General features: G+C 67.7%; 14 protein-coding genes. 10 read left to right on the top strand and 4 right to left on the bottom strand.

The window, feature by feature from the left end; translation table 11 throughout:
* Positions 1-195: 195 nt before the first annotated feature.
* The 6 genes from ACFWHU_RS18255 to ACFWHU_RS18230 all read left to right on the top strand — a co-directional run bounded on the left by ACFWHU_RS18255 (position 196) and on the right by ACFWHU_RS18230 (position 8,168).
* Positions 196-3,390, top strand: coding sequence for a family 78 glycoside hydrolase catalytic domain (locus ACFWHU_RS18255; protein ID WP_387225589.1), 3,195 nt, complete (start codon positions 196-198; stop codon positions 3,388-3,390).
* A 259-nt stretch (positions 3,391-3,649) separates the two neighbouring features.
* Complete coding sequence (locus ACFWHU_RS18250; RefSeq protein WP_385792247.1) at positions 3,650-5,068, top strand: DEAD/DEAH box helicase; 1,419 nt, start codon at positions 3,650-3,652, stop codon at positions 5,066-5,068.
* A 53-nt stretch (positions 5,069-5,121) separates the two neighbouring features.
* Positions 5,122-5,460, top strand: coding sequence for a thioredoxin family protein (locus ACFWHU_RS18245; protein ID WP_387225587.1), 339 nt, complete (start codon positions 5,122-5,124; stop codon positions 5,458-5,460).
* Between the two features lie 1,178 nt (positions 5,461-6,638).
* Complete coding sequence (locus tag ACFWHU_RS18240; RefSeq protein WP_387225585.1) at positions 6,639-7,115, top strand: hypothetical protein; 477 nt, start codon at positions 6,639-6,641, stop codon at positions 7,113-7,115.
* Between the two features lie 302 nt (positions 7,116-7,417).
* Positions 7,418-7,612 carry a hypothetical protein gene (locus ACFWHU_RS18235; protein ID WP_387225583.1) on the top strand — a complete coding sequence of 65 codons (195 nt, stop codon included), beginning with the start codon at positions 7,418-7,420 and terminating at the stop codon, positions 7,610-7,612.
* On the top strand, positions 7,605-8,168 hold the full coding sequence (locus tag ACFWHU_RS18230; protein WP_387225581.1) for an RNA polymerase sigma factor: 564 nt from the start codon (positions 7,605-7,607) through the stop codon (positions 8,166-8,168). Before ACFWHU_RS18235 ends, ACFWHU_RS18230 begins: the two co-directional genes overlap by 8 nt.
* Positions 8,169-9,042: 874 nt before the next feature.
* Here ACFWHU_RS18230 and ACFWHU_RS18225 read toward each other — a convergent pair.
* Positions 9,043-9,243: a hypothetical protein gene (locus tag ACFWHU_RS18225; RefSeq protein ID WP_387225579.1), complete on the bottom strand. Its 201-nt coding sequence runs from the start codon at positions 9,241-9,243 to the stop codon at positions 9,043-9,045.
* Between the two features lie 322 nt (positions 9,244-9,565).
* Between ACFWHU_RS18225 and ACFWHU_RS18220 the strand changes: the two genes are divergently transcribed.
* Positions 9,566-10,030: a hypothetical protein gene (locus ACFWHU_RS18220; RefSeq protein ID WP_387225577.1), complete on the top strand. Its 465-nt coding sequence runs from the start codon at positions 9,566-9,568 to the stop codon at positions 10,028-10,030.
* Between the two features lie 107 nt (positions 10,031-10,137).
* Here ACFWHU_RS18220 and ACFWHU_RS18215 read toward each other — a convergent pair whose 3' ends face one another.
* Both ACFWHU_RS18215 and ACFWHU_RS18210 read right to left on the bottom strand, forming a co-directional pair.
* Entirely contained in the window at positions 10,138-11,850 is a 1,713-nt protein-coding gene (locus ACFWHU_RS18215) for an ISL3 family transposase (protein WP_387225575.1), read from the bottom strand.
* Between the two features lie 196 nt (positions 11,851-12,046).
* Positions 12,047-13,090 carry a saccharopine dehydrogenase family protein gene (locus tag ACFWHU_RS18210; RefSeq protein ID WP_387225573.1) on the bottom strand — a complete coding sequence of 348 codons (1,044 nt, stop codon included), beginning with the start codon at positions 13,088-13,090 and terminating at the stop codon, positions 12,047-12,049.
* Between the two features lie 127 nt (positions 13,091-13,217).
* Between ACFWHU_RS18210 and ACFWHU_RS18205 the strand changes: the two genes are divergently transcribed.
* Both ACFWHU_RS18205 and ACFWHU_RS18200 read left to right on the top strand, forming a co-directional pair.
* Positions 13,218-14,153, top strand: a complete 936-nt coding sequence (locus tag ACFWHU_RS18205; protein WP_385792251.1) for a helix-turn-helix domain-containing protein — start codon at positions 13,218-13,220, stop codon at positions 14,151-14,153.
* A 194-nt stretch (positions 14,154-14,347) separates the two neighbouring features.
* On the top strand, positions 14,348-14,914 hold the full coding sequence (locus ACFWHU_RS18200; RefSeq protein WP_387225571.1) for a hypothetical protein: 567 nt from the start codon (positions 14,348-14,350) through the stop codon (positions 14,912-14,914).
* A 916-nt stretch (positions 14,915-15,830) separates the two neighbouring features.
* Here ACFWHU_RS18200 and ACFWHU_RS18195 read toward each other — a convergent pair.
* Positions 15,831-16,022: a hypothetical protein gene (locus ACFWHU_RS18195; protein WP_359806873.1), complete on the bottom strand. Its 192-nt coding sequence runs from the start codon at positions 16,020-16,022 to the stop codon at positions 15,831-15,833.
* A 121-nt stretch (positions 16,023-16,143) separates the two neighbouring features.
* Between ACFWHU_RS18195 and ACFWHU_RS18190 the strand changes: the two genes are divergently transcribed.
* Positions 16,144-17,953 (top strand): helix-turn-helix domain-containing protein (locus ACFWHU_RS18190; protein WP_387225569.1); only part of this gene is annotated, 1,810 nt, incomplete at its 3' end.

The raw sequence follows: 17,953 nt of genomic DNA, 5'->3' as shown, positions 1-17,953 counted from the left end.
GGTGCCACTGGCTGAGGTGATTCCGATCCCGGTGCTCCACCTGGCCGGCCGCGCGGAGCGAGAGCTCAGCCCCGCCGTATATATCGTTTCACTTCTACCCCGGTCGTTTCTTTCGTCCAATCTGTTGACCCGCTTTCTGGACAGCGCCTAGCCTCCGAGCACCCGAATGAAACCTTTCATCCACTGGGGCTGCCCATGTCCGGACACCCGACGCGCAGAACCGCCTTGCAGCTGGGGGCCGCCGCGTCCGCCTCTGTCGTGTTCACCGGACCCCCGGCGTCCGCCGCCGCGCAGGGCAAAGGCAAGGGCGCGCCCCCTGCGCCCACCGGTCTGCTGACCGACCTGCTGCCGCAGGCTCTGGGTACCACCGCCGGACAACGGCCCCGGTTCAGCTGGCAGGTCCCCGACCTCGGCCCCCGTACCCGCCAGCGCGCCTACCAGCTGGAGGTCGCCACCACCCCGGCCGGTTTCAAGAACCACCGACTGGTCTGGAGCAGCGGCAGGGTGGCCGCTGCCGAGTCCACCGCCGTGGCCTACGGCGGTCCGGCGCTGAAACCGCGTACCGCCTACTGGTGGCGGGTCCGCAACTGGGCGGACAAGCCGTCGTCGTGGTCGGAGCCCGTGCTGATGGCGACCGCGGTGGAGGACGAGTGGCAGGCCGAGCCGATCTGGGCCCCGAGCGGGCCCACGATGACGGACGGCGCCTTCGCCGCTCGCCTCAAGATCACCGCGGTGGCCGCCGGTCTGTGGTTCCGGGCCACCGACACCGCCAACAACTACATGTGGCAACTGCGCGCCGGCGTTACCGCCGGAGTGCTGCGCAAGCACGTGTGCGTCAACGGTACGTACAGCGTCCTGGGCGAGGTGACTCTGCCCTTCCCGGTCGCGACCGGTGAGTGGGTGGACCTCTCGGTCACCATGACCGGCTCCGCCTTCACCACCAGCGTCAACGGCACCGTCGTCGACACCACCACCCACACCCGCTACACGGCGGGCAACATCGGCCTGCGCAACGGCCGCACCGAGTCGCAGGTGTACGACAGCGTCCGCTTCACCGCGGCCGACGGCACCGTGCTGCTCCAGGACGACTTCGCCTCCGACAAGGGCACGTTCTCCGCGGGCACCGTCGCGAACGGTGTCCTCACCTTCCCCACCGACGCCTCCTCGCTCTCCTCCTACGGCGCCGACAACACCTGGGCGCTGCTGCGGCACGAGTACGACCTGGCGGCCGGCAAGAAGGTCGCCGCCGCCGTGCTGCACGTTGCCGCCACCTCCGCCAACCCGGCCAGGCAGTACGTGGCCAAGGTGTGGAGCAACGCCAGTCTGGTCGGCTACGCCTCCGTACGCTCCGGTTCCGGGGTCGCGTACCAGTCCTTCGACATCACCGACACCCTGCGCGCCGGCGAGGCCAACGCTCTGGCCGCGCTGTGTCACACCCCCTCGGAGCGAAAGTTCCTGGCCCAGCTGGAGATCACCTACACCGACGGCAGCCGGGCCACCATCGGCTCGGGCGGTGATTGGAGAGCCCGCGGCCAGAACGGTCTGCTCCCGGCCGGGGGCAGCGCGGGCAGCAACTTCTTCACCGCGCCCCAGGAGTACTGGGATCTGCGCAACGAGCCCGTCGGCTGGACCGAGCCCGGATTCGACGACGCCGACTGGCTCACCCCCGCCTCCCGCTCCGCCATCGACGGCCTGGTCCCGGCGCTCGTCGAGCCCGTACGGTTGCACGACGTCATCCCGGCCTCGGTGACCGAGGTGGCCGACGGCCGCTGGCTGGTGGACCTCGGCCGGGAGATCGTCGGCGGGCTGGCCCTGGAGGTCACCGGGAACGCGGGCGACACCGTGGAGGTGCGCCTCGGCGAGGAACTCAACGCCGATGACACCGTGAAATATCAGTTGCGGGCCACCAACCGCTACCGCGAGGTCTGGACTCTGCGCGACGGTGCCCAGCGCTTCGAGCACTGGGGCTACCGCGGCTTCCGCTGGGCCGAGCTGCGCACCTCCGTCGACCTGTCCCGGGCGACCGTCAGGGGCCGCGCCTGGAAGCTCGACTGGGACGACTCCGACTCCCGCTTCAGCAGCTCGGACCCCGATCTGGACCAGGTCTGGGACCTGTGCCGCTACTCCGTCGAGGCGACCCGCGGCGACCTCTACCAGGACACCCCGACCCGCGAGCGGGGCCCCTACGAGGGCGACGCGCTGATCAACCAGCTCTCCGAGTACGGCGTGCAGCGCTCGTACGCGCTCGCCCGGTGGTCCAACGACTACCTGGTCCGCCGGGGCACCTGGCCCACCGAGTACCGGCTGATGTGCGCGATCTCCGCCTGGGAGGACTATCTCGCCACCGGCGACGACCGGCAGCTCGCCAAGGACTATGCCCTGCTCGCCGCCAAGAACCTCACTTCCTATCTGGGTTCCGACGGTCTGGTTCACAAGTCGCCCGGCAACTCCAGCCAGGATCTTGGCGACCTGGTCGACTGGCCCGTCACCAGCCGGGACGGCTACGTCTTCACCAGCGTCAACACCGTCGTCAACGCCTTCCAGTACGCGGCCTTCGACGCTCTCGCCAAGTGCGCCGCCGCCCTCGGCAAGAGCGATGAGAAGGCGTTGATGCGGGAGCGGGCCGACACCCTCGCCGCCGCCATGCGCGACACCCTGCTCGACACCTCGGCGGGCCTGTTCCGCGATGGCGCGGGCACCACCCACAGTGCCCAGCACGCCACCGCCTTCCCGGTCGCGCTCGGTGTCGCCGCCGCCCTCGACGGCGAGGTGCTGACCAGGATGGGCGACACTCTCGCCGCAGGCGGTATGAAGATGAGCGTGTACGGGGCGCAGTTCCTTCTCGACGCGTTGTTCCGGCTCGGCCGCGCCGACGCCGCGCTCGCGTTGCTCACCTCCAGGGCCACCAACTCCTGGCTGCACATGATCGACGACCTGAAGGCCACCATCGTCACGGAGGCGTGGGACCCGTCGCTGAAGCCGAACATGACCTTCTCCCACGCCTGGGCCTCCGCCCCCGCCAACGCCGTGGCCCGGCACATACTGGGCGTCCAGGTCACGGAAGCGGGCGCGGCCCGATTCCGCGTCCGGCCCAGGACGGGGAAGCTGACCGAGGTCGAAGGAACGGTCCCGTCCCTGCGCGGCCCGGTCGCGGTCTCCCTGCACCGTTCCAAGGGCACGCACTCCCTCAAGGTGACCGTGCCGCCCAACAGCCGGGCGGTGGTGGAACTGGAGATCGGCGACGCCGACCCGGCGGCGTACCGGGTGGCCATGTCGTCCGCGGACGCGCGCGGAGGCACCAAGATGACGTCGTTCAACGACCTGACCGGCACCGTGCTGCGGGTGGGCCCGGTCGGCTCCGGCACCACGGTGATCTCGCTGCGTGCGTAGGCGATGCGCGCTGCCGCTCCGTCGCGGGGAGCGGCGGCTGAAGCCACGATCTGACGCGTTGTAAAACTGCTTACAGGGGCCCTGGGGCCTGGCGTGTGGATCTTGCCGGTCACCCGTCCCGGGGGTCTGGCCGGGCTGCGGGACGGTCGGTGCGAGGCCCGCGCTGGTAAGGTCGGGTCACGCTTGCAGAGAGCCTGGGCCCGTGCCGGACAAGGCACGGGCCCAGGTCCGTTCAGGGCGCCGAAACGAGGAACCCCCAATGAAGGCGAAGCAATCGGCCTCCGGTCGCTCCGGACCCGGCAGGCCCGACCAGGGGAGGGCCCCGCGGGGCGAGCTCTCGGTGCCGGGGACAGTGACGCCCGGCCTCCCGCCGGCCGGCTCCTTCGCGGAGCTGGAACTGCCGGTCGAGCTGATGGGAGTGCTGGCGGGGCTCGGGATACGGGAGCCGTTCCCGATCCAGGCGGCCACCCTGCCGAGCGCGCTGGCCGGCCGTGATGTCCTCGGGCGCGCGCGGACCGGCTCGGGAAAGACCCTCGCCTTCGGGCTTGCGCTCCTCGCACGTACGGCGGGCCGGCGCGCCGAACCGAAGCGCCCTCTCGCGCTGGTCCTGGTGCCGACAAGGGAACTCGCGCAGCAGGTGAGCGAGGCGCTGGCTCCGTACGCGGAGGCGCTCGGGCTACGCTCGGTGACTGTCGTCGGCGGGCTGGCGATCGGCCGGCAGGTGGCGGCACTCCGGGCGGGTGCCGAGGTCGTGGTGGCGACGCCGGGACGGCTGGCCGATCTCGTCGCCCGGCGGGACTGTCACCTGGACCGGGTGCGGATCGCGGTGCTGGACGAGGCGGACCAGATGTGCGACATGGGTTTCCTGCCGCAGGTCTCGGAGGCCCTGGACCGGACGCCCCCGGGCGGGCAGCGGATGCTGTTCTCCGCGACGCTCGACCGCAACGTCGATCAACTGGTCAGGCAGTATCTGAGTGAGCCGGTGCTCGCCGCGGTCGATCGGGCGGAGGGCTCGGTCGCGACGATGGAGCACCACGTACTGAACGTCCATCCCGCCGACAAGTACGTGACAGCCACCGAGATCGCGGCTCGGGACGGGCGGGTGCTGATGTTCCTGGACACCAAGCACGGTGTGGACCAGTTCACCCGCCACTTGCGGAGCAGCGGCATAAAGGCGGGTGCTCTGCACAGCGGGAAGTCGCAGCCGCAGCGCACGCACACGCTGGCCCAGTTCAAGGACGGGGAGATCACGGTGCTGGTGGCCACCAACGTGGCTGCCCGTGGCATCGACGTCGAGAACCTGGACCTCGTCGTCAACGTGGATCCGCCCTCCGACCCCAAGGACTACCTCCACCGCGGCGGGCGCACCGCGCGTGCCGGGGAGTCCGGCAGCGTGGTCACGCTGGTCACGCCCGGCCAGCGCCGGGACGTGAACCGGATGATGTCGGATGCCGGGATCCGGCCCACGGTCGCCCAGGTTCGCTCCGGCGAGGAGAGGCTGACCAGCATCACGGGCGCGAAGCGCCCGCCGGTGCAGGACGGGGCGAAGACCGCCAACGCGGCGTTCCGGGGTCTGGGCACCCGCGCGGGCCGCCCGCCGAAGGAATCCCGCAAGGCCGCGGAGGCGCGCACGATGGCGGAGGCCCGCAAGGCCGCCCGAGCGCGCAGGGCCCACTGACGGGCGGTACGGCCGTAGCGGTCGGGAGACACAAGGAGCGTCAAGGAGTGCCGATGGCGAACAGGGTCCAACGGCCCCATGAGGAAGCCGAGTTCGAGTTCATCCTGGCGAGGGCGGATGTGCCGGTGCTCGCGTACTTCTACGGGGTGTGGCCCAAGGCCGCGGCAGCATGCAAGGAAATGGATGCCCTGGTGGGGGAGGTGGCCGACATCCACCAGGGCCGACTGATCGTCGTGCGGGCCGACATCGCAAGGTGCCCCGGCCCCGTCCGGCGGTACGGCGTCACCGGCGCGCCCTTCTTCGTGCTGATCGATCGGGGCGAGCCGATGGCGGACAGGAGCGGTCCGATGTCCAGAACAGCACTCGGGGAGTTCCTGGACGCCCACCTGTGAGCAGACCGCACACGGGCCGGCGAGGTTGTGCCCGCAGCGCCCGACCGGGGCACCATCGTGGCCGCAGATGTACAATTCTTCACCGAAACCGGCGAGTGCCCTGGTGAGAGCTCCTGGTGCTCGCGCAAGGCGGCTACCTGTAGTGGCTGGAAGTCTGCTCATCGAACGACGAGATCGAAGCGGACCTGGGCGCCGCGCGTCGGTGGATGAACCACCCCCGTGATCAGGAAAGCGGGCGTCCAGCTCTGTCGATCTCAGGATTCAAGAATGCGCCCGAACGGAAACTCGGCAGGTCTCCCAGACTCCCGTCGTTGCACCGATTGACCGCCAGATGTGGTGCACAAGTGGTGCGAAGTCTTCGAATTGGGCTAGACAACAAACAACCCCTGGGCTGCTGACCTGGGGGTTCGTCATGGAGCGGGTGACGAGAATCGAACTCGTGCTCTGAGCTTGGGAATCCACGGTGCTCTGGAGCACCACAAGGCTCTGGCCAGGTGTTACTTGGGTGTACGAGCTGTGCTGGCTCTGGTTGGACCGACCGCTTCTGACCTTGGTGTGCCGCCCTGAAGGGCTGGCACGGGGCTGGGTTTGCGACGGCGCAATTTGCGGAGGCGGTTCGGCTAGTCGCGTCAGCATGGCAATGCGCTTCATGCTCAAGATCATGGGGACGGTGTGCTCTCGCGAATGATCCGGAGCACTGCCTCCACTCGCGCTTGCCTCAGCACGACTTCGAACTGTTCATCCGGAGTCTGCCCCGGTTCGTCACTGTCCGGACTTGGCCAGAGCGATTCCATGGCGTGCCTCCGGACCGGCAGGCTGCTGTTCTGCGTCAGCGAGCGTTTGAACCCGTTTGCTTGGCCAAATAGGCATGCTTGCCCCCGTTCCAGGCGGGTCTTCAGGCTTTCGGCATGGTTTATCGATGTCGTGCGCAGAAGCCGGACCGCACGTTGTGCAGGAACCGAGTGAGCCGCCCGGACACCCGCTGTTATCTCCATGTGGGCAAGCCGGCGGGCCGCGTTCCTACGCCTCGAAGCCGACCTGTCAAGCGCGCTCAGGCGCCGCGGCGAGTACCGCGTCGTCCGGCATCTCGGGTCGCCATCCCGACCCCACGTGCCTCCCGACCGCCAACGCGGCCCGCGCGGGAGCGTCTGAGGGTTGAGGGGCCGGCAAGGGCGGCCTTGGAGGTAATAGAGCGCGGTGGCACCGCTGTCATCGCTGAGCGCGCGGTCGCTTACGCCTCGGGCGACTCTTGGAACAGGCTGGTCAAGCGCCACAGCAGGAGGGGCTGTGACGATCTCGCCCTGCTGGCTCGCAGCATCCTGCAGGGGAAGGACCAGTTGCACGATGTCGTCGGCCGTGCCGCAGGCGGTCTCTTCGCGCTGCTGGGGCGCCCCAGGATCGAGCGGGTCTTCGCACAAGAACTGGCGCGGAGGATCCCGCTACCCGTCGACGCCCAACTCTCCGCAGCGGCACGAGGCTTGCAGATCGCCGGCATCTACGTCTGTGTCGTCGGCAACCGGAGCCTGACTGACTGCGCCTGCCTGCGGGACGTACTCATTGTCGACGGCCAGGAACACCTGCAGCAACTCGTCCAAGGTGCCCTGGAGGACTGGCAGTGGCTCCCCCGGCGAATGACCGGTGGCATCACAGAGTGAGCACGGTGGCCACGTGGTCCTCTCCCGCAGAAGCGGCAACTGCGTCGTTCTCAACCTCCGACTCGGGTGTGTCACGCGCCTGAGCCTGTCTCTTGCCGACTATCTGCCCGGGCTTCTGGCGGACGGCGCATAGCTCTCCGGACGCAGCGGCGGCTATCTCATAATCGCTTGGTGCAGGCTCTCAGGAGCCGGTGTGACGTGAGCCACATAAAGAGATCTTCGGCCTCGCGGCTCTCCAATGGCGTGCGGTCGCAGTCCCTCCAATGGGACCGCTGGGTTGGCCGCAGACTGAGGAGGATTCAGTGGCACCCGTTGATTTCATGGGCGCAGGCTTGTTCGTCGGCACCGCCGTTCTGGCTCAGGGCGTCAGGATCTGGTTGGAGAGCGTGGCATATCGAAACAAGGCTCAGGGCAAGGCGGAGATCATGCGTGCGCGCGGCGAGGCCGACAGCCGGAAGTCGACGGACCAGGGAAAGCGGACCGGAAGCGGTGAGTGAGGACAAGCAGGCTGACACCCTGTCCACAGTTGCCATGGGAGCCATCGAGGCCGCGTTCCTGGAGGGGCGCGGCCAGATGGTCGGTCGGGCGCGCAAGTTGCTGCGGGAGGCGGAGATTCCCGAGTCGGTGACCAGTGCGGAGGACATCGTCCAGGAAGCGTTCTTGGAAGCGGTGAAGCGCGCCGAGGTTCTGCGGAACCCGCGCGCCTACCTGTTCAAGGTGATCAACACCAGTGTGAGCCGCCGCGTCGGAGTGCTGGCGAGGCAGCGAGAGTCGACCGCCTTGCTGCTCTGCGATCCAGCGGATCGCCATAACGACTTCGCGGAGTCGTCGGTCAGGCGACTGGCAGTCGCCGATGCGGTCGATATCCTGCCCGTCGCACAGCGCCATGCGTTTTATGCGAACAAAGTGCTGGGTTTCAATCAAAAGAGGCTGCTCAGCTCCTGGGTAAGAAGCCTGGAACCATTGGCGCGCAGGTCGCGAGCGCCGTTGCCGCAATCACAGCCCTGGTATCGGCCGCGGTCTGTGGCTGGTGGCTGGTGGAGTCGCTGGTAGGGGAGGGGCCGGCTGACACGGTTCCTCCGGAGGCCAGTTCGACTGCGGACATGGCATGGCGTGTCGTGGGGTTCGCGGTGTCGACAGCGGCCCTCCGCCTGCCGGTGTTGCGTCGGGGGTGGCGGTGGGGAGTCGAGTACGTGACGGGATCACGAGTGCGGGCGACGTCGCGAAGAGCGAGTCTGCGAGATCATAAAAAGCGGCAGTTCTGACGCTGACATCGGTCTCCACGGAGAGCAGTCCGGTGCTCGATGTGAGGAGCCTGCCGATGCGGTGGATCGTCCTGGGCCTCGGAGCGGTTGTCGCAGTGCGCGTTGTACGGATGTTGCTCCACCAGGTTCGAGAGCTGATGTTGGACTTCGGTGCCGTTGTCTCGGCCTGGCGCGAGACTGTGAGGACCATCAGGAGGCGATGCTGACGGCAGGGCGCGCCACGCCATCGTGCGGAGTGGTCATCCAGGTGACGTCTCGGTAGACCGTCCGTCTGCCTCGAATGCGGCGGATTGAGGCGCACCCTCTTTGCCGAAAGGGAGATGCCCAGTGCCGTGCCGGGCATGACAGCGACTCCGAGTGCGCGACGTCGCCCGTGATCGTGAACGCCTGTCCCCTCTGGGTAACATCCAAGCTTCTGCGGAGCGATTGCTCTGTCATGGCGCCAGGGTGACACCGCGTAGCACCAGGTGCTCCCTCCGGAGTCGAGGCACGGACAGGAACGTCAGGTATTGGCGGCTGGCGACGTCGGGGCCCGCTGTCAGACCCCTCAGTCAGACTCAGGTCACCGCCGGGGGGGGGAAAAAGATTCTCATCCACCTGCTGGAGGCCTCCCGCCAACGCGCAGCGGACGTGAGTGGCAGGTTGTCCGGCTGGTCCAGGACTCATTGGACTACGCCGAGGGGCGGATCCTCCAGCCGGACTTCAACGAGCGCCATCGCCTGTTCCAAGATGGTGTTCGTAGCAAGAGGTTGCAGAAGTTTGCGGGAAACGTACTCAGGATCGAGCTCAAATACCTCGCGGAAGCAGGTCGCGAGTTCGTCGACGAGCATCCCGATGCCGATACGGAGGATCTGATCGGGCACCTCTACTCGCTCGCGGAGGACCCGCGGTTTCTCGACGCGTCTGGATTTGTTCACGAGTTCGGGCTCTGGTCCACTTCGTGTGGCCCGATGACCCTCGGTTACGCCAATAGAACTCGTTTGCGTAGGAGTTCGAATCCTGCGCGGCCGAAGTACCTCATCGAGGGCCCGCGGCGGCCGTTCCTTGTGGGGCAAACGACCGACACACTCAGCGACCTGGCCGGGCTACTGTGCCCGTCGTACGGAGCCGACAGGGGCGTCCGGCATCAGATGCGAGGCGAGCGATCCTGCCGTCTCGGTGTCTGGAAACTCAGGAAGGGTTCTCATGGGGGTCAAGCGTGTGCGCCGGGTCGGCACCACCGGCGCGTTGGTCGCCGCGACGCTCGGCGCGTCGATCGTCCTCACTCCATCGTCGGCATCCGCATCAGGCACATGGCACTGCCACGGCACCCAGGTCAAGCGCTGCACCATGATCTGGTGGGACGCGGACGCGGACACCTTCCGGGCACGGGCGAAGATCACCGACGCCGACGGTGGCGGGAACTACGGGGTCAAGGTCAACAACGTGAGGCTCCAGCGCTACACGTCCTCCACTGGCTGGGTGACGGTGCGCCAAGCAGACGATAACGACGGTTGGCATGCCATCAGCGACCTGGCCGGCACCAGCACCATCGACCCGTGCGCCGGGCCACCGAATAGTTTCCGCGCCGTGGCGGCGTTCTACTGGAGGGGCGCGGGCTCCGGCTCGGAGACCTGGCATCCCAACTCGGCGACGAGCCGCGACTGCTGACCCACACCCGATGGTCCGTCCCGCACTCCTCGATGCGGGACGGACCATTTCGCTTGCGGTCGTCAGGGCCGCGGGCATGATCCGCGCGGTTGAGCCCCATCCGTTGCTCAGCTTCTTCGTCGTGGCTGCGTGGCTCTCAACGGGCTCTGGTGGCCCGATGACCCTCGGTCACGCCAATAGAACTCGTTTGCGTAGGAGTTCGAATCCTGCGCGGCCGAACATCTGGCGCTTGAGCATCTTGATCCTGTTGACGTGACCTCCACGACGCCGGAGTTCCAGGGGAGGGTGAGGCCGGCCGTGACGGCGTCGAGGTCGCGCAGGAGGTGCTGAGCGAAGTGGCGGAGGCTGGGCAGTTCGGCGGTGGCGCTGGCTGCTTCGATCCATTCGGGGAGTCGGTCACCTTGCAGGTGAGTGAGCATGTGGGCGAAGGAGCGCACGTGCTCGGCGAGTGCTGTCAGTTCGGGGCAGTTGGCCATGGCGGCTTTGAGGTGGAGCCGGTCGGCTTCGGGTAGAGCGTCGGGGTCGGTGAGGATCCAGCGTGTGACGGCGCGGGCCGATGGCGGCCGGGGGCCGACCGGTTGGGGCTTGCCGCGAAGAGTCCTGCCGACGTAGTCACGGACACTGGCGTAGCCGCGTGGATAGCCCTGTTCCTTGATCTCCTCCCACAGTTGCCAGGCGTTGGTGCAGCCTTCCTGCCAGCGCTGATCGAGGTAGGGCTTGTAGTCGTCGAGTCTGGTCGCACGGTTTTGCCACTGGCCGGTGAACATCTCCTCCGGGGTGGTGGCGCGGGAGAAGCGCAGGATGGTGTTGAGGGTCATGCCGAGCTGCCGGGCGACGGATCGCTTGCTGTGACCGGCGGCGAGGAGCGCATGGATGGTGGCGTGCTTGGCGCGGGTACGTTCGGCGAACCGGTGGCCTGTCGGCCAGGGCGACAACGCGACCGGCTCCGCCTCCTCCTGAGGTTCCTCCGACTGTGACGACGTGGGGCGCAAGCAGCCGCGGTGCCGGTAGACGGACTTCTCGGCGGCTTCGCCCAGGTTGTGCCAGAGATGCCATCGGTCGGCGACCTGGAGGGCCTGCGGGGTACCGCGGGTGGCTCCTTCGGCGAAGAAGGAAGCCCGGTCACGGCAGATGATCTCGATGCCGGGCCGCTCGGCGAGCCAGGCCGCGAGCGTGTCCGCCTTCCGGTCGGGAAGGAGGTCGATCGGACGACGTGTTTCGACGTCGACGAGCACAGTCCCGTAGATCCGTCCCTTGCGCTGGGCGTATTCGTCCACGCCGACCACTCGGGGGGCGGCGGTGGCGGGATCCGGAAGCGAGGCGATCAGCCTCAGCAGGGTGTTCCTGCTGACTGGGACCTTGAAAGCATCCGTCATGAGGGCGCCTGCCCGGCCTGCGAGCGCGAGACCGACCGACACCAGCGTCGATCGCAGCCGCTCGGTCTGTCGTCCGAACCGACGAGTGAGCCCGGGGACTTGCTCAGCGAAGGTCTTGCGCGTGCAGGAGCCCTCCGCGCAGACGAACCGCTGTACTCGTAACGACACCACGACATGCTTGCCCGCTGTCGGCAGATCACGAGGAAAACGCAGGTAGGAGCCGTGTATTCGCCCTGACCAGCATCCGCACTCCGGACAAGCCGCCCGTCCTGCGGTCGTACGAGCCTCGACCCGGACGACCGTGTCGGTCACGTCGACCGACTCCACCAACACGCCCTCGACCGAGGAGAACAGGAGCTCATCCAGTTGCGGCAGCACTTCGTTCACGGCGAAGGACTGTCGACCACACCACCGCCCAGCCGGGCGATTTTCGGGCGAACTCAACCGCCATCACACGAAGATCAACAGTCACCCTGCGTGCACGACCACACGAAGTGGACCAGAGCCCGAGTTCGGGCAGCGTTTGTTCAGGACTTCGGGCAGCACCCGTGAAGGTGAGGGAATCGAACGAGGACGCCGACGCCCATGTCGTCACGGCTCGCTGAGGGCGCGCGCCCGACAGCCGGGCGGATGGCTCGGGTCAGGCGTTCTGTTTCTGCGGGTGCAGGTCGAGTGTGATGTGCGGGTCGAGCGCGTGCAGGAAGTCGGGGGCGTCGAAGATCTCGCCGGCGGAGACGACGCCGACGGTCTTGGTGCGGCCGGTCAGGACGCGCTCGAGGGCCTCGGTGACGAGGGGCGCGGTGACGGCGTAGATGTCCTGGCCGCTGGCCGTGGCCCGGCGTTCGGCTCCGCCGGAGCGGACGACGACGTCGACGAGGAAGGTCTGGTTCGAGCGCCCGCTCTCGTCGGTGGCGGTCGGGGCCGGCGTGTGGGGGGCGGCGACGTCTCGGGCCGCCTCGACGGTCATGTAGGTGGTCACGTCGGGGATGTAGAGGTGCTGGGGGACGGTGACGACGTCCGCCATCGTGAACTCCCCGATCACCGGCCGGGGTCCTATCGGTTCCGGGAAGGTCCACTCCAGGGTGGGCGCGGCGTCGATGCGGTGCTCCCACTGTCCGCCGCTGTAGCGCAGGCGGTGGTCGCCTCGTCGCTCGCGGGAGACCGCGCCCGAGAGCCGGGTACCGGCGGTGGGGTGCCAGTTGCTGAGCGCATAGGCGATGTGTGCCTCGTCGGCCTCGGTCCAGTCGCCCATCGCCGCGGTGGCCAGTAGGTCGCCGAGGCCGCCGAAGAAGGCCATGGCCGGGACGATCACCGCTCCCGCGTCCCGGGCCCGCTCGCGGTAGTGGGCGAAGGTGTCGAGGTTTGCCTCGAGCTCGGCGGCCACATCCAGGTAGGGGATCCTCGCGCGGAGCGCGGCCTCGATCACGGGGCCGACGGTCGATGCGAAAGGGCCGGCGCAGTTGATGACCGCCCTCGTTCCCGCCAGGGCCCGGTCCAGCGAGGCCGGGTCGTCGACCGACGCCACCCGGGCCTCCAGCCCGTGCTCGTGGGCCAGTTCCTCCAAGGTCTGCGCATTGCGCCCGGACAGCACCGGGACGAATCCACGCGCGGCCAGTTCCGCGACCACGAACCGCCCGGTGTGACCGTATGCGCCGAACACCGTCACCAGCTGACGTGACACCATGAGACTGCTCCCTGCACTCGAACGCCCGCTGCGAGGTCCATCCGCTGCGGCCTGACACCCACATCCTGTCCGTCCGGCAGCACTCCGCGCGCGTGTCGGAAACGACATGCCGCGTACAGTTTCAGACATGTCCGCTGTTGCACTGGCCGTCACCGACGGCATGCTCCACTACGAACTGTCCGTGGCCGTCGAGGTCTTCGGAGCCGACCTGACCCACATCGTGGATCCCTGGTACGACTTCTCCCTCTGCGGGAGCGGTCCGGTGCACGTCGGCCGCTTCCGCCTGGAACCCGACCACGGACTCGACCACCTCGCGAAAGCGGACACAGTGATCGTCCCTGGCTGGGCCGACACCGACCGCGACCCGCCCGCCGAGCTGGTCGAGGCGGTGCGTGCGGCCCACGCGGCTGGTGCCCGTGTGGCCTCACTGTGCACGGGCGCCTTCGTCCTGGGCGCGGCAGGACTGCTCAACGGCAGGCGCGCCACCACACACTGGGCCCACACGCGGGAACTGGCCCGGCGCCACCCGTCGGCCACCGTCGATCCGGACGTCCTCTACGTCGACGACGGCGACGTCCTCACCTCCGCGGGCAAGGCCGCCGCCATGGACCTGTGCCTGCACCTGGTCCGCCTCGACCACGGCTCGGCCAACGCCAACAAGATCGCCCGACGCCTGGTCATCCCACCCCACCGCGACGGCGGCCAGGCCCAGTTCATCGCCACCCCCCTCCCCGCCCCAGGCAACCACCCCCTGGGCGAGCTCTTCCCCTGGGCGCTGGAGCGGCTGGACCAGCCGCTGACCGTGGAGGACCTGGCCCGCCGGGCCCGCATGAGCTCACGCCACCTCGGCCGCCACTTCAAGCACCTCACCGGCACCACGCCACTGCAATGGCTCCACACCCAGCGCATTCGCCACGCCCAGGAACTGCTGGAGACCACCGACGCCACCGTGGACACCATCGCCGCAGCCGCCGGCATGGGCACCGCCACCACCTTGCGCCGCCACTTCCACCGCAGCGTCGGCGTTCCACCCGACACCTACCGCCGCACCTTCCGTCCCTGACTGTAGGAGTAGTTCCAAGACCCCGGCGGCCAATCGAACAGTGCCAAAGGCACGGTGCCGTCCGCAGTGGTGAACAAACGTTGCCCAAACTCGTGAACATCGCCAACGCGCCCGAGGACCGTCCAGGGCGGTATCGCCTTCTCCGCGGGCGTGCGGAAACGGCAGTCTGGCTGCAACGCGTCCTTGAGGAGCGTGTGGATATCGAGGACCCAGCAGAAGCTGCTCGCCGAATTGCCACCTCGCCGGAGGCCATCGCTCTTCTTGCTGCCGGCACTGAGGGCCAAGTGGTTCTCCGCGCTGCGGAGTTACACCGGCGTTCGGCCGGCCTGGTGGCCTTTCTCGCCGCATACGACCCCGTGGGGCCAGAGGGGCAGGCAGGCATGCGTGGACCTGGACAACGTCGGTGTGGGTCGAAAGGCGGAGCGCTCGACGAGCGCGGCAAGCCCTTCCGTCGCTCGACCTTCGGCCGGAAGTGGCGCAAGGCCCGGAGCGCGGTCGGACTGGCAGACACCTTCCGGTTCTACGATCTTCGTCACACAGGGCACACCCTGACCACCCGATCGGGCGCGACGCTCAAAGACACGATGGTGCGTGCCGGCCAGTCCACGGAGAAGGCCGCGCTCATCTATCAACACTCGGACCCCGAGCGTCAACGCGAGGTCGCTTCCGGACTCGACTCCCTGGTCCAGGCCGAACGCCGGAAGGCTGCGGCCAAGGCCGATGAACAGGCATCGGGCACGGAACGGGCACGAGACGCCTAGACAGGTCTAGACAACAAACAAGGCCCAAGTCGCTGACTTGGGCCTTCGTCGTGGAGCGGGTGACGAGAATCGAACTCGCGCTCTGAGCTTGGGAATCACCCAGCATATGACCACCAAGGGGCGCTCTGACCAGCGGAAACTCTGTGCGGATGTGCTGTGGCCGATGGGCGGATGACGCCCGTAGTGACCCCTGTTTGCCCCTACGAATGGCACGTAGTGGCATGCGACATCTGGAACCGTCCGGGGTGGAGCAGCCTGTTGCGAGAGGCAAGCCACCGAGGCTGGCCCTCTGGTACTGATTTGCCCCGGCAACAGTTTGGGATGAGCGCAGTCAACTCGTGAGGCTTGTGAGCCCACCGTCCCACCGTCCCCAAGTCCGCGCGAATCTGGAACTACGACCAGGGCGGTCATGCGGGACAACCTATCCAGCTGCTACCTGGCGAAAGACCCCACTGCAGAACCAGTCATGGGCGGCGAGCGCTTCATACAGGGCTACCATCCAGGAGTTCTTGTTCAGGCGTGCACGTGAGTGTGCGAGTCCCTCTAGGTGAGCACGAACGTCTGCTGCTCCGCCAGCCTGGAAGGCTTCCTCGATCGACAGCTCGATGCCCGGTAGGTCGTCGGCGGCTTGATCTTCGAACAGGGGGGCCAGTTTGAAGATCTCGAAGTGGAATCTGACGCGCTCCGCGAGTCTCGCATGCCACGATGAGGGCGGATCCACATGGAACTCGATCAACCAGCTCGCAGGGCTTTCCAGAGGCTTTGCCCGGTAGACCTGGCCATCAGCCGTGCGGGTTATGAGCCGCGCCCTCAGCCATCGGTCGTCATCGACGGCATCGAATAGGGGTGGAGGGTCTGTTCCTCATAGCAGGTCGGTGCACGGTCCTTCTTGGCGAAGTTGCATCCTTCTGGCAATTCAAGCCAACAGTGCTGCGAGGGCTGCGGTCACAGTCGCGGCGAGAGTGAGGACTGTTGTAAAGGCTGCGGCGGCCCGGGTGAGTGCGGTGGGGTACGCGGCGCCCTCCATACGGGCAAGTTTGCCGGCGCCAGCGGCGGCCAGAAGTGCGACGACGATCACGAGCGCGGTGGTCAGAAGGACGACGGCCACGGGGACTCCCGGTAAGTGATGGGGTGTTGACGTGGTCGAAGGTCATGGAACCGGTGTTCGCCGGGGTTCGCCGGGACGAGAATGAACACCGGCGAACACATCGGGGCCTCGGGGAAGGTACATGGACGAGCAGAACGGCCACAGCCCGCAACTCACCAAATTGCGCGCGAGACTGGCCGACGGGCTGGCCCGGGCCCGGTTAGATAAGACCCAGTTGGCCCGGCGGGCGGGTCTGGGACGGACGACCGTCTCGGAGGCACTCTCTTCTAAGAAGCCGGTGCCGTCCGCGGAGACGGTGGCGGCGCTATCACGCGCGCTGAAGCTGCCCGAGGCGGAAATGCTTGCGTTGCAGCGCACCGCGGCGCAGCAGGTGGGCGTAGGTACGACAGAGGGGCCGGGACGCCCCATTGGAGAGTGGGCGCCGCATGACTTGGAGGTCCACCGGGCCGGCCCCGGCCCGACGGCTGCGGGCTCCGACATGTCCGCAGAGCGGGCTTGGCCCGCCTACGTGCGCCGCAAGCATGACCGGGTGCTGGACAAAGCGGTGGACGACACCATGGCCGGCCACAGCCGGATCATGGTGCTGGTGGGAGCCTCCTCGACGGGAAAGACACGGGCGTGCTGGGAGGCCGTCCAGCCCCTTGCTGACCAGGGGTGGCGGTTGTGGCATCCCTTCGACCCGACCAGGGCCCAGGCCGCGTTGGAGCAGCTGCACTGCGTCGGGCCCCGTACGGTCGTGTGGCTGAACGAGGCCCAGCATTACCTCGGGGACCGGGCAGTAGGTGAGCAGATCGCGGCAGCCGTGCACCGTCTGCTGGTCAGCCGGGAGCGCGGGCCCGTGCTGGTGCTGGGCACGCTCTGGCCCGAGTACGCCACGCAGTACACGGCTCTGCCTATACCGTCCGAGCCGGATCTGCACAGTCGAGCAAGAGAGTTACTCGCTGGCCACTTCTTGGCGGTACCCGATGCTTTTGACGGCCCTGCCCTGGCCACGGCCTGGGCCCTTGCCGAGGATGGCGACTGGCTGCTGGCCGACGCCCTTACTCGTGCACACGCCGACGGTCGGATCACCCAGGACCTGGCCGGTGCTCCCGAGCTCCTAAACCGCTACCGGCATGCCGGCCCAGCCGCCAAGGCAGTGCTGCAGGCCGCGATGGACGCGCGCCGCCTTGGCGTCGGCTTGCACCTCCCCCAGGCATTCCTCACTGATGCTGCCACTGACTACCTCAGCCAGAACGACTACGACCAGCTCACCGAGGGGTGGGCAGAACAGGCATACGCCGAACTCGCTAAGCCTGTCCACGGCAAACAAGCTCCCTTACGACAGACCTCCCGCCGCCCCGTGCGACGTCCACCCGCCCCTGACTCCGCCGCCATCAAGGACGCGGAGGCTGAGAGAGGACCTCAGTTCCGGCTCGCTGACTATCTTGAGCAACACGGCCGCACGAGCCGCCGTCGCCTGTGCCCACCTGCATCCTTCTGGCATGCCGCTCTCACCCATCTTGCTCACCCTGATGACTTGAACCGCGTCGCGGATGAAGCTGAGAAGCGCCTACGGCTGCAGTGGGCTCACCACTTGCGCCACAAAGCCGCCGCCCACGGAAGCCCTGTGGCCTTGGCCTTGCTAGCTGTGTTGCGTGCGGAGGCCGGGGACCCGGACGGTGCCGAAGTCTTAGGTCGGATGGCTGCCTGCCATGGCGACACGGATGTCTTGCGTCGATTGGCGATGATGCGGGAGGAAGCCGGGGACCGGGACGGTGCTGAAGCCCTGCTTCACCAAGCCGTTGACCTCGGCGACACTGACGCCCTGCTCGAACTCGTTGAGATGCGGAAGGAAGCCGGGGACCGGGACGGTGCCGAAGCCCTGCTTCACCGAGCCGTTGACCTCGGCGACACGGATGTCTTGCGTCGATTGGCGATGATGCGGGAGG

Source organism: Streptomyces sp. NPDC060366, from assembly GCF_042725135.1.
In the GTDB taxonomy this organism is placed as follows: Bacteria; Actinomycetota; Actinomycetes; order Streptomycetales; family Streptomycetaceae; genus Streptomyces.
This window is presented reverse-complemented; position numbering and strand designations above follow the sequence as displayed.